The sequence below is a fragment of the Streptomyces sp. NPDC058678 genome (assembly GCF_042714835.1).
In the GTDB taxonomy this organism is placed as follows: domain Bacteria; phylum Actinomycetota; class Actinomycetes; order Streptomycetales; family Streptomycetaceae; genus Streptomyces.
This window is the reverse complement of the sequence record NZ_JBHXSG010000026.1, coordinates 96,907-114,710: the sequence shown is the minus strand read 5'-3', so window position 1 is coordinate 114,710 and position 17,804 is coordinate 96,907. Positions and strand designations below refer to the sequence as shown.

Below are 17,804 nucleotides of genomic sequence, written 5' to 3'. Positions count from 1 at the left end.
GGTGTGCCCTGGCGTGGGGTGCATTCGGTGGGGAACGCGGCACGGTTCTCGTGCGGTGGCATGGCGAACCGTTGAGAACATGTGCGCGATGGGGGTCCCCCCGCGCCGTTCAGGCTGTGGGGGAGGCTTGGTCACATACGCGCTACGGCGTACGGACATGCCAAGGCGGCTCGCTTCGGGGCGCGAGACTCAGGCTGGTGCAGGGGCCCTCTAGAAGGCGCACATTCGACACGTACAACGAGCACCGGGCGTCATGGTCGCCTCGGTCGCAGGGGTGCGGCTGCTCGTCGTGGTCATGTGATCAGTAAAGCAGACCTACGGTCCTGGCAAAGTGCCGCTGTCCGGATGCTGGACAGCGGCGGACACCCGTCAGCCGGTGACCGAGATCTCGATTCCCCCGTCGGTGACCAGGGCGGACAGGGCCGACAGGTTCTTGACCACGACGTCGGCGGTGAGCTCGTGGGCCTCGTGGGTTGTGGTCAACGCCACGGTGGTCATTCCGGCGGCGCGGCCCGCCTGGAGACCGGCCGGGGCGTCCTCGAAGACGACGCAGTGGGCCGGGTCGACGCCCAGTCGGCGGGCGGCGAGCAGGTAGGGCTCGGGGTCGGGCTTGCCGCGCGTGATGTGGTCGGCGGCGATCAACGTCTTGGGCAGGATGCCGACGGCGTCGAGCCGGGCCTCGGCGAGGCGCCGGGTGGCGGAGGTGACGACGGCCCAGCGCTCGGCGGGGAGCCCGTCGAGGAAGGACCTGGTGCCGGGCAGCAGGTGCACGCCTCCGTTCGGTACGTCCTCGACCTCCAGCAGTTCGATCCGCGCGACGGCCTGCGGTACGACGTCCGCGGGCAGCAGGTCGGCGGCTATGTCGGCGGCCGGCCGGCCGTGCAGTTCGACGCGGGCGAACTCGTCGGCGGTGATCCCGTACTCCACGGCCCACTGGGTCCAGCAGTGGTTCACGGACGCGAGGGAGGAGACGAGGGTTCCGTCGTTGTCGAACAGGAGGGCTTGTGCGTGGATCTTCATGCCCTCGACCCTACGGTGCACGCCGGGGTCGGCCGCATCGGGCCTTTTGGCCCGTAATAGGGTCGCGGCATGCTTGATGCCCTGACGCTCGTGACCGGCGTCGCCGCACTTCTGCTCGCCGCGTGGTGCGGCTGGGCCGCGTACCGTGATCAGCCGACCAAGGACTGGCACTTCATCGGGATGGCCGTGGTCTCCGTGCTGGCCCTGGGGCAGCTGGTCGTCGGGATCGTGCAGTTGGCGCGGGGCGAGAAGCCGGAGCAGGGCACGACGATCTTCGTGTCGTATCTGCTGGGCGCGTTCGTGTGCGTCCCGGTGGCGGGGTTCATGTCGCTGGCGGAGCGGACGCGGTGGGGTTCGGTGACGGTCGCGGCCGGCGGTGTGGTGCTGGCGGTCCTCGAGGTGCGTCTCTATGACATCTGGGGAGGCTGAGGTGGCCGTGACGGACGAGAAGCCGACACGTCAGCGCCTGATCAGCGGGCCGGGCATGCTGCTGGTCTGGCTGTACGGCGTGATGGTCGTCGGGGCGGTGTCCCGCTCGGCGGTGCAGATCTCCACGGACTTCGACCGGGCCCCGCTCGCGTATTCGCTGTCCGCGGCGGCGGGTCTCGTCTACGGGTTCATCACGTACTCGCTGGTGCGGGGCGGGGAGACGGCCCGCAAGGCGGCGCTGGTCTGCTGTGGCGCCGAGTTGGCGGGCGTGCTGGCGGTCGGCACGTGGACCCTGGTCGAGCCGTCCGCGTTTCCCGAGGCGACGGTGTGGTCGGACTTCGGGATGGGGTACCTCTTCATTCCGGTGCTGTTGCCGTTGTCCGCGATGTACTGGCTGCGCAAGGCCGCGCGCCAAGGGGATGCCGCCTGAGGTTCTCAGGCGGCCGCGCGTCCGTGGTGGCCGGTCGCGCCCACGCGGCGGAGCCGCATGCCGACCCGGCCTCGCGCCCCTGGCGAGGCGCCTCACCTCACGCCGTGGCCGCGTAAGCCCCCGCCGGCTTTTCCAGGACGATCATCTCCAAGCCGTCCGCGCCCCTCGCCGTACCCACCGTCTCGTATCCCACCCGGCGGTACAGGCGCAGGTTGCCCTCGCTGCGGTGGCCCGTGTGGAGGCGGAACTTCTTGGCGCCGCGTTCCTCGGCCAGCGCCGACTCGGCCGCGCGCAACAGCCTCGCGCCGATTCCGTGGCCCTGGAGGCGGGGGTGCACGCAGAGCTTGCCGATGGCGGCGGCGCCGTCCTCGGTCACCGAGCCACGTACCGAGCCGACGACCTCCTCGCCCAGCCTCGCCACGAAGACGCAGTCCCCGGCGACCTCCTCGCGGACGGAGTCCAGGCTCTGGACCAGCGGGTCGATGCGGTAGTTGCCGTACAGAGCGGCCTCGCTCTGGAAGCACAGGTACTGCAGCCTGAAGATCTGCTCCGCGTCGTGCTCGGTCGCCGCCGAGATGGTCACGCTCATGCCCATGTGCGCACGCCTCCCGCTCACCTGATCGCCTGTCGTCCCTCACTCCTATCCCCGCCCTCCGTGGGCCGCAACCTCCGGTGTGAGCAATCGGCGCAGACATCCCAGGCATCTGGAACGTTCCGGACCGAGACTGCCCTGTGAGATACCCAACTCCCCCGCGATTTCGCGGTAGGTGAGGTCCCTCGGCGAGAGGAGGGCCGCCATCAGCCGGGGGCAGCGGCCGGGCAGCCGGCCCACGGCGTCGTGCAGGGCGCGGCGGCGGGCCGAGGCGAGGGCGAGCTGTTCGGGGGTGCGGTCGCCGTCGTCGACCGGCTCGACCGCGTACGGACGTTCGAGTCGGGTCGTACGGCGGGTGCGGCGGGACTCGGAGCGGACGGCACGGCGGAGCCAGCCGGACGGGTCGAGGGGAGGGCCCTGGGTGTCCAGGTGCTCCAGGAGACGGAGCCAGACCGCCTGTTCCAGGTCGCCCGGTTCCGTTCCGGTGGCATGTGCCTCGGCCAGGGCCTCGGCGGTGAGCAGTGGGCGCAGGGTGGTGACGAGGTCGTGCGTCATATTCGGGGCGACGCGGCCGCCCGGCCCCGGGTTGCCCGGGCGGCCGACTGTCACCCCAACCGGGGCAGGTGGCTCAGCGGTTGACGAAGTCCTGGCGGGCCAGCACGCCGGTGTCGGGGTTGTCGGTGAAGACGCCGTCGATGCCCGTCGCGAAATACGTCCGGTAGGCGCCGAAGACGTCGCCGTAGGCGTCGGGGTCGGTGCCCTTGCGGAAGTTCGCGGGCAGGAAGGGGTTCTCGTTGCGCATGGTGTACGGGTGCAGGATCAGACCGGCCGCGTGGGCGTCCTTGACCAGGGTGGTCGGCGTGGTGAGGTTCCCGGCGGAGTCACGCGGGATGACCAGGTCGAGGGTGGGGCCGATGCCCTGGGCGTAGGAGGCGATCTCCTTGAGGCCCTTGGGGGTGACGAGGTCGGCGACCGTGCGCGGGTCGCCGGTCTCCACGAAGTCCCAGGGGCGGCTGCCGGCGCTGGACAGGAGCACCACCAGCGGGTTGTCGACGAGCTTGTTCAGGCGCCGGATGCTGGTCGGCTCGAAGGACTGGACGATGACCGGCGAGTTCCTGCGGTCCTTGCCGTGCTTGCGCAGCAGTCCGGCGATGCGCTCCTCCAGGCCGAGGCCCAGTTTGCGGAAGTAGGTGGGGTGCTTGGCCTCGGGGTAGATCCACACCTGCTTGCCGCGCTTGCGGGTCTGCTCGTCCTGCCACTTCAGGACCTCTTCGAAGGTGGGGATCGCCCAGCGGCCGTCGTAGAGGGTGTTGTGCGGGCGGTTGGCCGGGATGCGCTCGATCGCGCGGAGCGTCTTGAGTTCGGCGAGCGTGAAGTCCTCGGTGAACCAGCCGGTGGTGGAGACGCCGTCGAGGAGCTTGGTGGTTCTGCGACCGGCGAACTCGGGGTGGCTCGCGACGTCGGTGGTGCCGCCGATCTCCGGCTCGTGGCGGCAGACGAGGTGGCCGTCCCTGGTGGGCACCAGGTCGCCCGCCTCGACGATGTCGGCGCCCAGGTCGAGGGCGAGCTGGTAGGAACCGAGGGTGTGCTCCGGCCGGTAGCCACTGGCGCCTCGGTGGCCGATGACCGTCGGCACGGGCAGGCTCTTCACGCCGCCGCCCCCGCCGTATCCCTCGTCCGCCGCTCTCGCCGTGCCGGACAGCCCGAGGACCGCTCCGCCCGCGCCGAGCACCGCGGCCCCGAGGAGCGCCCGGCGTCCGGTGCCGCCCGTCCGCCCGGTCGACTCCTGCTCGTGCTGCGACTCCTGCGTTCCCATGAACGCCCTCCTGTCATCGGCCCCGACCATGCGCGCCGATCGTAGGTGGGTGTCCGTGGCGGGCGGGAGACCTGCGGCGAAACACCCGGGTGACACGGGATGTCGTACGGGAACAGATGTCTGATGCTCTGTCGGCTTCATGGCGGTGCCCCGGGGTACGCGGTCGGTACGCGACCTCCGTCACATCGTTCCGTTCGGGTTACCACCGGAAAACGCCGTGCCACCGCAGGTGAACGGGTGTCAACAGTGCGTAAGGCCTCGGTGAATACGGCGTTCCCGATGTGCGCGACCCCCCAGGCCGCGAGTAATGTCCTCACCTGCACAGACTCATACAGATTGCCTCGCCGTTCTCTTGACCCCGGAGGGCCCGTTGTCCCGCTTCGCGCTCATCAAGGCAGTGCTCGGACCGATCATGCGCCTGATGTTCCGCCCACAGGTGGAGGGCGCGGAGCACATCCCGGGCGACGGTCCGGTGATCCTGGCCGGGAACCACCTGACGTTCATCGACTCGATGATCATGCCGCTCTTCTGCGACCGGCAGGTCTTCTTCATCGGCAAGGACGAGTACGTCACCGGCAAGGGCCTCAAGGGCCGGCTGATGGCCTGGTTCTTCACGGGCTGCGGCATGATCCCGGTCGACCGGGACGGTGGCCGCGGCGGTGTCGCGGCGCTGATGACCGGCCGTCGGGTGCTGGAGGAGGGCAAGGTCTTCAGCATCTACCCGGAGGGCACGCGCTCCCCCGACGGCCGGCTCTACCGGGGCCGTACGGGGATCGCCCGGCTGGCCATGATGACCGGCGCCCCCGTGGTCCCGTTCGCCATCATCGGCACGGACAAGATCCAGCCCGGCGGCGCCGGCATCCCGCGTCCCGGCCGGGTCACGGTCCGCTTCGGTGAGGCGATGGAGTTCTCCCGCTACGAGGGCATGGACCGCGACCGCTACGTCCTGCGGGCGGTGACCGACTCCGTGATGACCGAGGTCATGCGGCTGTCCGGGCAGGAGTACGTGGACATGTACGCCACCAAGGCGAAGGCCGCGTAGCGCTCCGCCGAGCGAGCCCGGAGCCGCGGCCGACGGCTGCGGGCCGGCCGTGACCGGTCGCGCAGTTCCCCGCGCCCCTACTGGGCGCTGTCCAGCCGTCGGCCGTCTGGGTGGACATGTACGCCAACAAGGCGAAGGCCGCGTAGCGCTCAGCCGAGCGAGCCCGGAGCCGCGGCCGACAGCTGTGTGCCGACTGCCGGCCGGCCGTGGCCGGTCGCGCAGTTCCCCGCGCCCCTACTGGGCGCTGTCCAGCCGTTGGCCGCGGAGAAGGAACCATGCCGCCACCGCCGCGGTGAGGAGCACCGCCGCCCCCACGCCCGCCGCCAGCGCCAGTCCGTCCACGAACGAACCCCGGGCCGCGTCGAGCAGCGCCTCGGACGTGTGGGCCGGCAAGCCGGCCGACGCCTCCACCGCCCCGCCCAGCGACTCGTGTGCCTCCGCCGGTGTGCCCGCCGGGCCGGTGAAGTCGCGGTAGACGCCCGTCACGATCGAGCCGAGGACGGCGATGCCCAGGGCGGCGCCGAGTTCGTACGCCGTTTCGGAGACCGCGGAGGCGGAGCCCGCCTGTTCCTTGGGTACGGAACCGAGGATCACGTCCGCGGTGACGGTGAACGAGAAGCCTGCGCCGATGCCGACGAAGAGCAGGGCGGTGCCGAGGAGCGGGTAGCCGGTGGACTGGTCGATCACGGTGAGGGAGGCCAGGGCGAGGCCGACGGCCGCGAGGCCGCCGGAGACGACGGACCGGACCGAGAAGCGCCGGGCCACCGCGCCGGCGATCAGACCGGCCGCCACCGCGCCGACGGCTGCCGGCAGTTCGGCCAGGCCCGCTTCCAACGGTGCCCTGCCCTGGACGAGTTGGAGGTACTGGGAGAGGAAGAAGACGAGGCCGGACAGGCCGAGGATGGTCAGCAGGTCGGCCAGGACCGCGCCGCTGAAGCCACGGTCGCGGAACAGCCGCATGTCGAGCAACGGGGTCGGCAGCGTGAACTGGCGGCGTACGAAGCCGTACAGCGCGCCCGCGCCCAGCAGGGCCGCGGCGAGCGTCTCCCACGTGAGGCCGTGGGTGGCCGCCTCCTTGACGGCGTACACGAGACCGATCATGCCGACCAGTGACAGGACGACGCTGCTCATGTCCCACGGGCCGGGACGCGGGTTCCGCGACTCGGGCAGCAACTTGACGCCGACGACGACCAGGACCGCCATCACCGGCAGGTTGATCAGGAAGACCGAACCCCACCAGAAGTGTTCGAGCAGGAAGCCGCCGACGATCGGTCCGATCGCGGTGCCCGCGGAGGCGGTGGCGCCCCAGATGCCGACGGCGAGACTGCGTTCGCGCGCGTCGTGGAAGAGGTTGCGGATCAGGGCGAGCGTGGCCGGCATCAGGGTCGCGCCGGCGACGCCGAGCAGCGCCCGGGCGACGATCATCATCTCGGGTGTCGTGGCGTAGGCGTTCAGGACGGAGACCGCGCCGAACGCGGTGGCGCCGACGAGCAGGATCCGCTTGCGTCCGATGCGGTCGCCGAGGCTGCCCATGGAGACGAGCAGACCGGCGATGACGAACGAGTAGACGTCACCGATCCACAGGAGCTGGGTGCCGGTGGGGTTCAGGTCCTCGCTGATGTAGGGGGTCGCGAGGCCGAGGACGGTCGCGTCCACGGCCACCAGCAGCACGGCGAGCACGAGGACGGACAGCGCGAGCCAACGGCCGGGGCGCTTCACCGCCTCGGTCGGGTTCGCCGGCTGCAGGGTGCTGGTCATGATTCCTCTCTCCGTAGTGCGCCGCCGAGCAGCAGCTCGGTGATCATGTGGGTGAAGTCCTTGGAGGCGACCCTGCCCTCCGACACCGCCCAGGCGCCGGAGGCCATCAGGCCGTAGAGCGCCTCGGTGAGCCAGGCGGGGGTCAGGTCGATGCGGAACTCGCCGGACGCCTGGCCGCGGCGGAACAGTGCGGCGATCCGGGCGTCCAGACGGGCCCAGCCCTCGTTCCGCTCCTCGCCCTCGAACAGCTGGTTCTCGCTGTAGAGGAAGGCGAGGAGTCCGGCAGCGGGTTCGAGTTCCTTCACGAACCTGCGCAGCGCCTCCTGGGCCGGGCCGTCGTCGAGTCGCGCGCCGGCCGCCGCCGCCTCGCACTCCGCGATGCCGAGCGCCTCCAGCGCCCGGACCAGCGCGTCGCGCCCGGCGAACTGGCGGTGCAGGGTGGCCCGGCTGATCCCGGCCGCCTTCGCGACCTCGTCCATGGTCGCGGTGGATTTGCGGGTCAGCAGGGCCGCGGCGGCGCGCAGCACGTGGTCACGATCGACAGCCATGAGACAACTCTAGCCCACATGAGACATCTTTGTCTCATCGCGGGCATGCGTGACTCATCGGAGCCGGCCCCTAGGCGTTCGATCAGTGCCAGGGCAGCCCGGCGCGCTTCTCCCAGTACACCCGCGGCTCCTCGGCCAGTCCGGCCAGCCGGGCCAGCTGGTCCTCGTCCAGGTCGACGACCGCCGCGTGCAGGTTGGAGGCGAGCTGGTTGACGGTGGCGGCACCGGAGAGGACGACGCCGGCCCACGGCTGACGGAGGACGAGTGCGAGGGCCACGGCATCGCAGCCGAGGGAAGTTTCCTCGGCCACGGCCTTCAGGGCCGCCGGTGCGTGCGGGTCCGCAAGGCGGCCGTTGGCCATGCCCTCCTTGACGATCACCGTGAGTCCGGCGTCGTGCGCCTCGGCGAGCGCGGGGGCCGCCGAGGCCTCCAGGGCGTTGTACGTCGACTGGACGGTACGGAAGAGCGGCTCGCCGTCGACCGTCACGGCGAGCGCCGCCCGGATCGTGTCGGCCTGGGCGGGGCCGCTGGTGGAGAAGCCGACGGTGAGGCCCCGCGCGGCGGCTTCCGCCAGCTTCGCGTGGAGTTCCTTGTCGGTGAGGGCCGGGCTGTCCGGGGTCACCGAGTGGATCTGGTAGAGGTCGAGCCGGTCGCCGAGCAGTTGGTCGCTCTCGGCGCGCTGGCGCTCGTACGTGGCGAGCGTGTGGTCCTTGACCTCGTGCTCGGTCGCGTCGGTGCTCCAGGCCGCGGTGTAGGTGTAGCCCCACTTGCTGCCGACGACGATGTCGTCGATGTCGGGGCGGGCGTTCAGCCAGTCGGCGAGGAACTCCTCGGACCGGCCGTAGGAACGGGCCGCGTCGAAGTAGCGGACGCCCTGGGCGTAGGCGGCGTCGAGGAGTTCGTGGGTGCGGGCGCGCAGCGTCTCGACGCTGCGGTTCTCTCCGAGGTCGTGGTCTCGGCCGAGGTTGATGTAGCCGGGACGGCCGACGGCTGCGAGCCCCAGGCCGATGTGGCAGGTGGGCGTCGTGGCGGTCGCGAGACGTGCGAAGGGCATCGCGGGCTCCGTTCGGTCGGCTCCGGTACGGCTTCCGACCAACGTAACCCGCGATGACCTTCGCCCCAGAGCTCGGCTCGTGCGGTGTTTCGGCGAGTGCGGGCGCGTCGTGGTTACTCGCGCAGTTCCCCGCGCCCCTTACGGGGCGCTGTCCTCACGCCTTCTTCTTTGCGTCCGCCCACGCGTGCTGCGCCGCCACGTCCGCCTTGACCTCCGCGAGCTGGACGGCGACCGCGCTGGGCGCCGTACCGCCGCGGCCGTCGCGGGAGGCGAGGGCACCGGCCACGTTGAGGACGGACCGGACCTCGGGGGTGAGGTGGGCGGAGATCTTCGCGAACTGCTCGTCGGTGAGGCCGTCGAGCTCCTTGCCCTCCGCCTCGGCGACCTTCACGCACTCGCCCGCGACCTCGTGCGCGACGCGGAACGGCACGCCCTGCTTGACCAGCCACTCGGCGACGTCGGTGGCGAGCGAGAAGCCGGCCGGGGCCAGCTCCTCCATGCGCTCGCGGTGGACGGTGAGGGTGGCGATCATGCCGGTGAAGGCGGGGAGCAGGACCTCCAGCTGCTCGCAGGAGTCGAAGACGGGCTCCTTGTCCTCCTGGAGGTCGCGGTTGTACGCGAGCGGGAGGGCCTTGAGGGTCGCCATGAGGCCGGTGAGGTTGCCGATCATGCGGCCCGACTTGCCGCGCGCCAGCTCCGCGATGTCCGGGTTCTTCTTCTGCGGCATGATCGACGAGCCGGTGGAGAACGCGTCGTGCAGGGTCACGAAGGAGAACTCCTTCGTGTTCCACAGGATGATCTCCTCCGAGATACGGGAGAGGTTCACCCCGATCATCGCCGTGATGAAGGCGAACTCCGCCGCGAAGTCACGGGAGGCGGTGCCGTCGATGGAGTTGCCGACGCTGCCGTGCTCGAAGCCGAGGTCCTTGGCGACCGCCTCCGGGTCGAGGCCCAGGGAGGAGCCCGCGAGGGCGCCGGAGCCGTACGGCGACACGGCCGTCCGCTCGTCCCACTGGCGCAGGCGTTCGGCGTCCCGGGACAGGGGCTGGACGTGCGCGAGGACGTGGTGGGCGAAGAGCACCGGCTGGGCGTGCTGGAGGTGGGTGCGGCCGGGCATCGCCACGTCCGGGTGCGCCTGGGCCAAGCCGATCAGCGCGTCCTGGAGGTCGGCGATCAGACCGCCGATGATCCGGGCGTGGTCGCGCAGGTACATGCGGAAGAGGGTCGCGACCTGGTCGTTGCGGGAGCGGCCGGCGCGGAGTTTGCCGCCGAGGTCGGGGCCGACGCGCTCCAGGAGACCGCGCTCCAGCGCGGTGTGGATGTCCTCGTCGGCGATGGTGCCGACGAGGACTCCGGAGGCCACGTCCGTCTCGAGCTGGTCGAGACCCGCGAGCATCCGGGTCAGCTCGTCCGCCGTGAGCAGACCCGCCTTGTGGAGCACGCGCGCGTGGGCACGCGAACCGGCGATGTCGTAGGGCGCGAGCCGCCAGTCGAAGTGGACGGACGCGGACAACTTCGCCAAGGCCTCGGCTGGACCGTCGGCGAAACGGCCGCCCCAGAGCCGTACGTCACCGCTGTTGCTGCTCACTTGCGTTGCTCCTCGGATGCATGGTCGCGGATGTGCCACCGCCTCCCTGCCGACCGGCGGTCAGGGAGGCGGTATTCACGCTATCGCTTACGCCAGGTCCCGCTTCGCGGCGATCTTCGACGACAGGCTGTAGATGTCGATGAAGCCCTTGGCCGCGGCCTGGTCGAAGGTGTCGCCCGTGTCGTACGTCGCCAGGTTGAAGTCGTACAGCGCCGACTCGGAGCGCCGGCCGGTGACGACCGCGCGGCCGCCGTGCAGGGTCATCCGGATGTCGCCGGAGACATGCTGGTTGGCCTCGTTGACGAAGCCGTCCAGGGCGCGCTTGAGCGGGGAGAACCACTGGCCGTCGTAGACCAGTTCGCCCCAGCGCTGCTCGACCTGCCGCTTGTAGCGGGCGAGTTCGCGCTCGACGGTGACGTTCTCCAGCTCCTGGTGGGCGGTGATCAGGGCGATCGCGCCCGGAGCCTCGTACACCTCGCGGGACTTGATGCCGACCAGGCGGTCCTCGACCATGTCGATCCGGCCGACGCCCTGGGCGCCGGCACGCTCGTTGAGCTGCTGGATGGCCTGCAGGACGGAGACGGGCTTGCCGTCGATGGCGACCGGGACACCCTCCTTGAAGGTGATGATCACCTCGTCGGCCTCGCGCGGGGTGGCCGGGTTCGACGTGTACTCGTAGATGTCCTCGATCGGACCGTTCCAGATGTCCTCCAGGAAGCCCGTCTCGACGGCACGCCCGAAGACGTTCTGGTCGATGGAGTACGGGGACTTCTTGGTGGTCGCGATCGGGAGGTTCTTGTCCTCGCAGAACGCGATGGCCTTGTCGCGGGTCATCGCGTAGTCCCGGACCGGGGCGATGCACCGCAGGTCGGGGGCGAGGGCGACGATGCCGGCCTCGAAGCGGACCTGGTCGTTGCCCTTGCCGGTGCAGCCGTGGGCGACAGTGGTCGCGCCGTGCTTCTTGGCGGCGGCGACGAGGTGCTTGACGATCGTCGGCCGGGAGAGCGCGGAGACCAGCGGGTAGCGGTCCATGTAGAGGGCGTTGGCCTTGATCGCCGGGAGGCAGTACTCCTCGGCGAACTCGTCCTTGGCGTCCGCGACCTCGGCCTCGACCGCGCCGCACGCGAGGGCGCGCTTGCGGATCACATCCAGGTCCTCGCCGCCCTGGCCGACGTCGACCGCAACGGCGATGACCTCGGCGCCCGTCTCCTCGGCGATCCAGCCGATGGCGACGGAGGTGTCCAGACCGCCTGAGTAGGCGAGTACGACGCGCTCGGTCACGGTTCTCTCCTCATGTGCATTCGCTGACATGCATGAGTATGCAGTAGTCCGCATGATTCGTCAATCTCGGCCGGATGACGAGGAATTTGAAGAGCCTTTGAACGTCCGAAACCGCTTTCCCGTACCTCTCGCCGAACGCAGGCGCCGCGTTTGTCAACGCTGAGACCCCCCGACCCGAGTGAGGCATCCGCATGTCCAGGGCTCTTCCGAAGTACAACAAGCGTCGCGTCGCGTTGATCGGCGGCGCCGCCGCGGTGGTCATGACCGGCGCCGTCATCGCCGGTTCCGCCCTCGCCGGGGAGTCGGAGTCGAAGAGCGGCACCACGAACGCCCGGACGCTGGCCGGCCCCGGCACCATCAGCTGCCCCGACGTCGCCAGCCAGCTGCCCGCGATCCCGGCCTCCGCGCAGGCCGAGGTGGACCGCAACCTGACCCTGCTCCAGACCCAGATCGACGAGGCCAACAAGCGGCTCGTCGAGACCGTCGGCCAGGGCGGACCCAACTTCGTGCAGAACGCGATCGTCGGCCCTCTGGAGGGCAAGCGCGCGTCGACCATCGACCGCATCGCCATCTCCATCGGCCGCACCGCCGAGAAGCCGCAGGGCCTGGAATCCCTGGCCGCCTGCACGGTCACCGAGTGACGTGACAGGCGCTGTGGCCGCCCCGTGTGAACGCCGGCCGGGGCGGCCACGGACGTCTCGGAGGAGACGTGCGCCGAAGGAAGCGGATATCGGAATTCCTTAGACAGACAAAGGACTTGCGCCCATAATCTTTAGACATGGGAAAGACTTATGAGCGCATCGACGGCAGGCTGCGCACGTTCATCGAGGCGCAGCCTCTCTTCTTCACCGCGACCGCCCCGCTGTCCGGCGACGGCACGGTCAACCTCTCCCCCAAGGGCCTCAAGGGCTCGTTCGCGGTCCTGGACGAACTGACCGTGGCCTACCTCGACTTCGCCGGGTCCAACGCGGAGACCGTCGCGCACCTGAGGGAGAACGGCCGGATCACCCTCATGTGGTGCGCCTTCCAGGGTCCGCCGAACATCGTGCGCGTGCACGGCCGGGGCGAGCCGGTCTTCCGCGACGATCCGCGCTTCCGGGAACTGCTCGCCCGCTTCCCGGACATCGATCCCACCCCGCACGGCCTGCGCGCGATCATCGTCGTACGGGCCGAACTCGTCCGGGACACCTGCGGCTACGCGGTGCCCTTCATGTCGTACGACGAGGACCGCGACCTGCACGGCAAGCGCTTCGCGCGCGAGGACGACGAGTCGCTGAGCGAGTACTTCGCGAAGAAGGAACACGTCACCACGAGCCTGGACGGGCTCCCTGGACTGCCGTTGCCGATGAGTCCGATTTAGCCGTTTTTATTTGATCTATACATACACAGGCCTCTTGTGCATATTGACGGAATTCTCCCGTCCGCCGTGCTCCCCCACCTAGCCTGGGCGCACGAACAGATGGGGGAATCATGTTCCGACCTACACGCGAGCCTCAGAGCAAACGCCATGTCCGTGACGCGTACTTCGTCGTCGGCGAGGGCATCCTCTCCGGCTCCGCGGACGACGGCCCGGCCCAGCCGCGGACGGCGTCGACCGTCGCGGCCCTGCGCAAGTTCCAGTTCTCCCGGCTGGGCCCGCAGGCCGGGCCGGACCGGCTCCTCGACCGGGCCGCCCGCAAGGAACTCGCCGAGGCGATGACCAAGGCGGGGCCGCAGCCCGACTCCGGCAACCCCGCGGTCCCGGCGGGCTTCACGTATCTGGGCCAGTTCGTGGACCACGACCTGACCCTGGACGCCACGGCCGCGCAGCTGGAGGACGACGTCACGCTCGGCCAGCTCCTGCAGGGCCGCTCGCCCGCCCTGGACCTCGACAGCCTCTACGGCCTCGGCCCCGACCACCGCTTCGACCGCCGTTTCTACGAGGACGACGGCCTGCGGCTGCGCACCGGCACCACCCAGGGGCTGCCCGCCCCCGACGGCGACCACATCGTCGGCCTGCCCCTCGGCGGCTTCGACCTGCCGCGGGTGGGCGCCGGCTCGCTGATCTCGGAGCGGCGCCGGCCGCTGATCCCGGACGCGCGCAACGACGAGAACCTCGTCGTCGCCCAGGTCCACTGCGCCTTCATCCGCTTCCACAACCGGGTCGTGGCCGACCTGGTCGACAAGGGTGTGTCGAGCGCGGTCCTGTTCGAGACGGCACGCGAGACCGTGGTCAAGCACTACCAGTGGATGCTGCGCCACGACTTCCTGCCCCGGATCGTCGACCCCGGCGTCGTCGACGAGGTGTTCACCCGGGGCCGGAAGTTCTTCGAGCCGTACCCGGGCCAGAAGGACCGCCCGACCATGCCGATCGAGTTCTCCGTGGCCGCCTACCGGCTGGGCCACAGCATGGTGCGCGGGGCGTACAACTGGAACCGGATCTTCGACAACGGCGCGGGCACGCTCCGGCTGCTCTTCCGGTTCACCGGCACCAGCGGCATCCTCTCTCCGCCGCCCGCCGACGCCGCCGACCCCGAGGCGGGCTCCTTCGAGCGGCTTCCCACCAACTGGATCGCCGACTTCCGACGCCTGTTCGACTTCCGTGAGGCGGGCCGGGACGACCTGGCCGTGCCGGCCGAGCAGTTCAACCTCGCCAAGCGGATCGACACCCAGCTGGTCAACCCGCTGGCCGACCTTCCGCTCGGCTCCTTCGGCGGCCGGGGAGCGCCGGCTCCCGACCCGATCGAGCTGAACCTGGCCTTCCGCAACCTCACCCGGGCGAACATGATGAGCCTGGCGACGGGTCAGCAGATGGCCGAGTACCTCGGCGTGAAGCCGCTCGGGCCGTCCGACTTCGACAGCGTCGGCGGAGTCCGGCTCAGCGAAGGGCTGCGCGGGAAACTCGCCGAGAACTGCCCGCTGTGGTTCTACATCCTGCGTGAGGCCGAGGTGAACGGCAGCGGCCGGCTGACGGGCGTCGGCGGGCGCATCGTCGCCGAGGTCTTCCACCGTGCCATGGAGGGCAGCCGGTACTCCATCGTCCGCGACCCGTTCTGGCAGCCGTTCCTCAGCCCGGTCGCGGACCGGAAGGCCAAGGACACCTTCGGGATGACCGACCTGCTGCTGTACGCCTTCAAGGAGAGGGCGGACCTGCTCAATCCGCTGGGCCCCTGAGCCCGGAGGTCGCCGGAAGCGGTGACATCGGCGGCGACGGCATACGGGGACGGTCCCGAACGGCCCATGCCCGCTGCCGTCGCCGCCGCGCGATCGTACGGTCGTGCCATGCGCTCCGCTGCCGTCGCCACCCTGGCCTCCGCCTCCCTCCTCGTCCTCGGTGCCGCGCCCGGCGGCGGGCCGCCGCTGCCCGCACGCATGGCCGACACCGGAGGCGGCAGCCAGCTGATCACCGCGGTGGCCGCGAAGACCGGCTCGACGTCCGGCACGGTGACGTGGTGGGAGCTGCGGGGCGGGCAGTGGGCGAAGGCCGGTTCCGCCAAGGCCCGCTTCGGGGCGAACGGCCTGGTGGAGGGCTCCTCGCGCAGACAGGGGACGAACACCACACCGACGGGGCTGTACGACCTGCCGTACGCGTTCGGGATCAAGGCGGCGCCGGGCGGGACGACGTACAGGTACCGGGCGGTGCGGCAGGACTCCTGGTGGTGCCAGGACAACGACTCGCGGTCCTACAACCGGTGGGTCGAGCCGCGCCCCGCGCACTGCCGGGCGGCCGAGGCGGAGCGGCTGATCTCCTACAGGACGCAGTACGCGTACGCGCTCGTCGTCGGGTTCAACTACGCCAAGCCGGTGCGGGGGCGGGGCGCCGGTATCTTTCTGCACGTCAACGGGCGTGGCGCGACGGCTGGTTGTGTGTCGGTGCCGGCGGACGCCATGCGGCGGATCCTTGCGTGGGCGGAGCCCGGCAAGAGGCCGCACCTCGCGATCGGCACGGTGAGCGGCCGTACGGCGGTCACCCGGTACTGAGCCGCACGGCGAACGTCGTCGGTGCCGGGCGGCCGTCCAGCCCCCACGCTCCCACCCTGCGCCTCCACCACCGCCGCCACGACGGCGGCTCCCCCGGCGGCGGAGCGAGGCCCCGACCGCGTAGAGCGGCGACATCGGCACGGTCTCGGGAGCGACGTACACGAGTGACGGTTACCGCCAGTCACTCCAGTCCGCACCGGACTCGGCAGGCGGCTGAACACACGGGCGTCACGGCACGTATCTGTGGGCCAAGGGACCACGCCACCCCCCTTGCCCCGCCCCGGAGGAACCGTGACCACCACGCTCGCAGGCGGCCGCGCCGCCCGCCGCCAGACGATGCGCCGCATCCGCCCGCGCCGCTCCCCGGCGACCCTGCTGCTGCTCGCCGTATGGGCCGGGGCGGCGGGTGTGCTGTGGCTGTGGTGGGCCAACACCCCGTCCATCAGCGACAACAACGGCAAGATCCTCAACGCGGGCCGGATCACCGGCCTGCTCGCCGGATACCTGATGGCACTCGTGGTGCTCCAGATGGCCCGGGTACCCGCGCTGGAACGCCGGGTGGGCTCCGACCGGGTGGCGCGCTGGCACGCGATGAGCGGCCGGTACACGCTCTGTCTGACGATCGCCCACGTCTTCCTGATCATGTGGGGCTACGCCCTCCAGGCCGGCAAGGGTCTCGGCGACATCGTCCAGCAGACGATGGACTCCATCAACCAGTTGCCGGACATGGGCAAGGCCGCCATCGGCACCGGTCTGCTGTTCCTCATCGGGCTGCTCTCGATCGGCCCGGTCCGCCGCCGCATTCCGTACGACACCTGGTACCACGTGCACCTGCTGACCTACGCGGCGGTGTTCCTGACGTTCTGGCACCAGCTCACCACCGGCAACGAGTTCGCCGTCGAACCGGCCGCGAAGACCGTCTGGTACGGGCTGTACGGCTCGGTGACCGCGCTGGTGATCTGGTACCGGATCCTCACCCCGATCCGGCTGAACCTGCGCCACCGGATGTACGTGGCGGCGGTCATCGAGGAGACACCCGGCATCGTGTCGGTGCTGATCGGCGGGCGGAAGCTGCACCGGATGGGCGCGGAGGCGGGGCAGTTCTTCCGCTGGCGGTTCCTTGCGCCGGGCATGCGGTTCAGCTCGCACCCCTACTCGCTGTCGGCGGCGCCCCGCCCCGACATGCTGCGGATCACGGTGAAGGCGATCGGCGACCACAGCGAACGGCTGCGCGAGCTGACGCCCGGCACCAAGGTGTGGGCCGAGGGCCCGTACGGCGCGCTGACCGCGTCCCGCCGAAGCCGCGGCAAGGTGCTGCTGGTCGCGGGCGGCGTCGGGATCACCCCGATGCGGGCGCTGTTCGAGACGCTGCCCGGCGGGGCCGGCGACATCACCCTGCTCTACCGGGCCAACAGCACGCACGACCTGGCCCTGTGGGACGAGCTGGCGGCCATCGCCGACGAGCGCGGGGCCCGGCTGATGTACGCGGTCAACAGCCCGGACGGGGAACGCCCCGACATCTCGGCGGAGCGGCTGCGGCAGAAGCTGCCGGACCTCGACAACCACGACGTCTTCATGTGCGGCCCGCCCGGGTTCGCGCAGTCCGTGTACGAAGCACTGCGCGGTGCGGGTGTGCCCGCCCGCCGCATCCATCACGAGTCGTTCGAGATGTGAGCGACGGGACTTCAGGAGCTTAGAAGCGATGAGGAAGAGTCATCCCCTCCGACGGGTCGTGCTCGCGACCGCCGCCACCGTGTCCGGTGTCGTGCTGTTGCTGTCGCTGAAACCGTCCTCCGACCCGTCCTCCGCGGCGGCGGGCGGGGCCGCGCCCCCGGCCGCGTCGGCGCAGGGCGGCGCCCAGGCCGCCGGGACCGGCATGGTCACCGGGGACGCGGTGAAGACCCAGTACGGCGCGGTCCAGGTCCGGCTGACCGTCGCGGGCGGCAAGATCACCAAGGCCGAGACGGTCCAGTCACCGAAGGGCGGCCAGAGCGACCAGATCACCGCCAACGCCGTACCCAAGCTCAACCAGGCGACGGTGGCCGCGCAGAGCGCGGAGATCGACGCGGTGTCCGGAGCGACCTACACCAGCACCGGCTACAAGCAGTCCCTGCAGTCGGCCATCGACAAGGCGAACGCCTCGGCGGGGGCGGGTTCGGGGGCTGCCGAGGGCTCGGGCAACGCCCAGGCCGCCAAGACCGTCACCGGGGACGCCGCCCAGACCCAGTACGGCGCCGTGCAGGTCCGCATCACCGTCAGCGGCGGCAAGATCACCAAGGCCGAGAC

General features: G+C 70.6%; 18 protein-coding genes and 1 pseudogene. 10 read left to right on the top strand and 9 right to left on the bottom strand.

The genetic code is table 11. The annotated features are described in order from the left end of the window. Nucleotides 1-369 precede the first annotated feature (369 nt). Nucleotides 370-1,020, bottom strand: a complete 651-nt coding sequence (locus ACFWWR_RS23740; RefSeq protein ID WP_384305130.1) for an HAD family hydrolase — start codon at nt 1,018-1,020, stop codon at nt 370-372. Nucleotides 1,021-1,089: 69 nt separating this feature from the next. Between ACFWWR_RS23740 and ACFWWR_RS23735 the strand changes: the two genes are divergently transcribed. Together ACFWWR_RS23735 and ACFWWR_RS23730 are read left to right on the top strand one after the other, a co-directional pair. Beyond that, a complete protein-coding gene (locus tag ACFWWR_RS23735; protein ID WP_383864778.1) occupies nt 1,090-1,449 on the top strand; it encodes a hypothetical protein in 360 nt (119 codons plus the stop codon). Beyond that, nucleotides 1,430-1,879, top strand: a complete 450-nt coding sequence (locus ACFWWR_RS23730; protein WP_383864781.1) for a hypothetical protein — start codon at nt 1,430-1,432, stop codon at nt 1,877-1,879. Before ACFWWR_RS23735 ends, ACFWWR_RS23730 begins: the two co-directional genes overlap by 20 nt. A gap of 97 nt (nt 1,880-1,976) precedes the next feature. Here the strand turns inward: ACFWWR_RS23730 and ACFWWR_RS23725 are convergent, their stop codons facing one another. The 3 genes from ACFWWR_RS23725 to ACFWWR_RS23715 all read right to left on the bottom strand — a co-directional run bounded on the left by ACFWWR_RS23725 (nt 1,977) and on the right by ACFWWR_RS23715 (nt 4,287). Beyond that, nucleotides 1,977-2,474: a GNAT family N-acetyltransferase gene (locus ACFWWR_RS23725; protein WP_384305127.1), complete on the bottom strand. Its 498-nt coding sequence runs from the start codon at nt 2,472-2,474 to the stop codon at nt 1,977-1,979. Between the two features lie 45 nt (nt 2,475-2,519). After that, a complete protein-coding gene (locus ACFWWR_RS23720) occupies nt 2,520-3,026 on the bottom strand; it encodes an RNA polymerase sigma factor (RefSeq protein WP_383864787.1) in 507 nt (168 codons plus the stop codon). A 73-nt stretch (nt 3,027-3,099) separates the two neighbouring features. Continuing rightward, nucleotides 3,100-4,287 (bottom strand): glycerophosphodiester phosphodiesterase, encoded by a 1,188-nt coding sequence (locus ACFWWR_RS23715; RefSeq protein WP_383864789.1) that lies wholly within the window; start codon nt 4,285-4,287, stop codon nt 3,100-3,102. Between the two features lie 307 nt (nt 4,288-4,594). Here ACFWWR_RS23715 and ACFWWR_RS23710 point away from each other — a divergent pair, with 307 nt between their 5' ends. Further along, nucleotides 4,595-5,329, top strand: a complete 735-nt coding sequence (locus ACFWWR_RS23710; protein WP_383864792.1) for a lysophospholipid acyltransferase family protein — start codon at nt 4,595-4,597, stop codon at nt 5,327-5,329. A gap of 234 nt (nt 5,330-5,563) precedes the next feature. Here ACFWWR_RS23710 and ACFWWR_RS23705 read toward each other — a convergent pair whose 3' ends face one another. The 5 genes from ACFWWR_RS23705 to ACFWWR_RS23685 all read right to left on the bottom strand — a co-directional run bounded on the left by ACFWWR_RS23705 (nt 5,564) and on the right by ACFWWR_RS23685 (nt 11,558). After that, nucleotides 5,564-7,087, bottom strand: coding sequence for an MFS transporter (locus ACFWWR_RS23705; RefSeq protein WP_383864794.1), 1,524 nt, complete (start codon nt 7,085-7,087; stop codon nt 5,564-5,566). Beyond that, a complete protein-coding gene (locus ACFWWR_RS23700) occupies nt 7,084-7,635 on the bottom strand; it encodes a TetR/AcrR family transcriptional regulator (protein ID WP_383864797.1) in 552 nt (183 codons plus the stop codon). The genes ACFWWR_RS23705 and ACFWWR_RS23700 overlap by 4 nt, the downstream gene beginning before the upstream one ends. Before the next feature lie 82 nt (nt 7,636-7,717). Beyond that, nucleotides 7,718-8,689 (bottom strand): aldo/keto reductase, encoded by a 972-nt coding sequence (locus ACFWWR_RS23695; RefSeq protein ID WP_383864800.1) that lies wholly within the window; start codon nt 8,687-8,689, stop codon nt 7,718-7,720. Nucleotides 8,690-8,843: 154 nt separating this feature from the next. Next, the gene (argH, locus tag ACFWWR_RS23690; RefSeq protein WP_383864803.1) at nt 8,844-10,277 is read right to left on the bottom strand and encodes an argininosuccinate lyase; all 1,434 of its coding nucleotides are present in this window, start codon (nt 10,275-10,277) and stop codon (nt 8,844-8,846) included. 87 nt (nt 10,278-10,364) lie between these two features. After that, nucleotides 10,365-11,558, bottom strand: coding sequence for an argininosuccinate synthase (locus ACFWWR_RS23685; RefSeq protein WP_383864806.1), 1,194 nt, complete (start codon nt 11,556-11,558; stop codon nt 10,365-10,367). 191 nt (nt 11,559-11,749) lie between these two features. On the opposite strand from ACFWWR_RS23685, the gene ACFWWR_RS23680 reads away from it, so the two are divergent. The 7 genes and pseudogenes from ACFWWR_RS23680 to ACFWWR_RS23650 all read left to right on the top strand — a co-directional run. Next, nucleotides 11,750-12,199, top strand: coding sequence for a hypothetical protein (locus ACFWWR_RS23680; RefSeq protein ID WP_383864809.1), 450 nt, complete (start codon nt 11,750-11,752; stop codon nt 12,197-12,199). 137 nt (nt 12,200-12,336) lie between these two features. Continuing rightward, on the top strand, nt 12,337-12,918 hold the full coding sequence (locus tag ACFWWR_RS23675) for a pyridoxamine 5'-phosphate oxidase family protein (RefSeq protein ID WP_383864812.1): 582 nt from the start codon (nt 12,337-12,339) through the stop codon (nt 12,916-12,918). 110 nt (nt 12,919-13,028) lie between these two features. Then, on the top strand, nt 13,029-14,711 hold the full coding sequence (locus tag ACFWWR_RS23670) for a heme peroxidase family protein (RefSeq protein ID WP_384305124.1): 1,683 nt from the start codon (nt 13,029-13,031) through the stop codon (nt 14,709-14,711). 108 nt (nt 14,712-14,819) lie between these two features. Then, nucleotides 14,820-15,518 carry a L,D-transpeptidase gene (locus ACFWWR_RS23665; RefSeq protein WP_384305122.1) on the top strand — a complete coding sequence of 233 codons (699 nt, stop codon included), beginning with the start codon at nt 14,820-14,822 and terminating at the stop codon, nt 15,516-15,518. 88 nt (nt 15,519-15,606) lie between these two features. Then, nucleotides 15,607-15,735, top strand: a pseudogene (locus ACFWWR_RS23660) (FMN-binding protein); the annotation flags it as partial. 74 nt (nt 15,736-15,809) lie between these two features. Then, a complete protein-coding gene (locus ACFWWR_RS23655) occupies nt 15,810-17,192 on the top strand; it encodes a ferric reductase-like transmembrane domain-containing protein (RefSeq protein WP_383864821.1) in 1,383 nt (460 codons plus the stop codon). 28 nt (nt 17,193-17,220) lie between these two features. Continuing rightward, nucleotides 17,221-17,804 (top strand): FMN-binding protein (locus tag ACFWWR_RS23650; protein ID WP_384305119.1); only part of this gene is annotated, 584 nt, incomplete at its 3' end.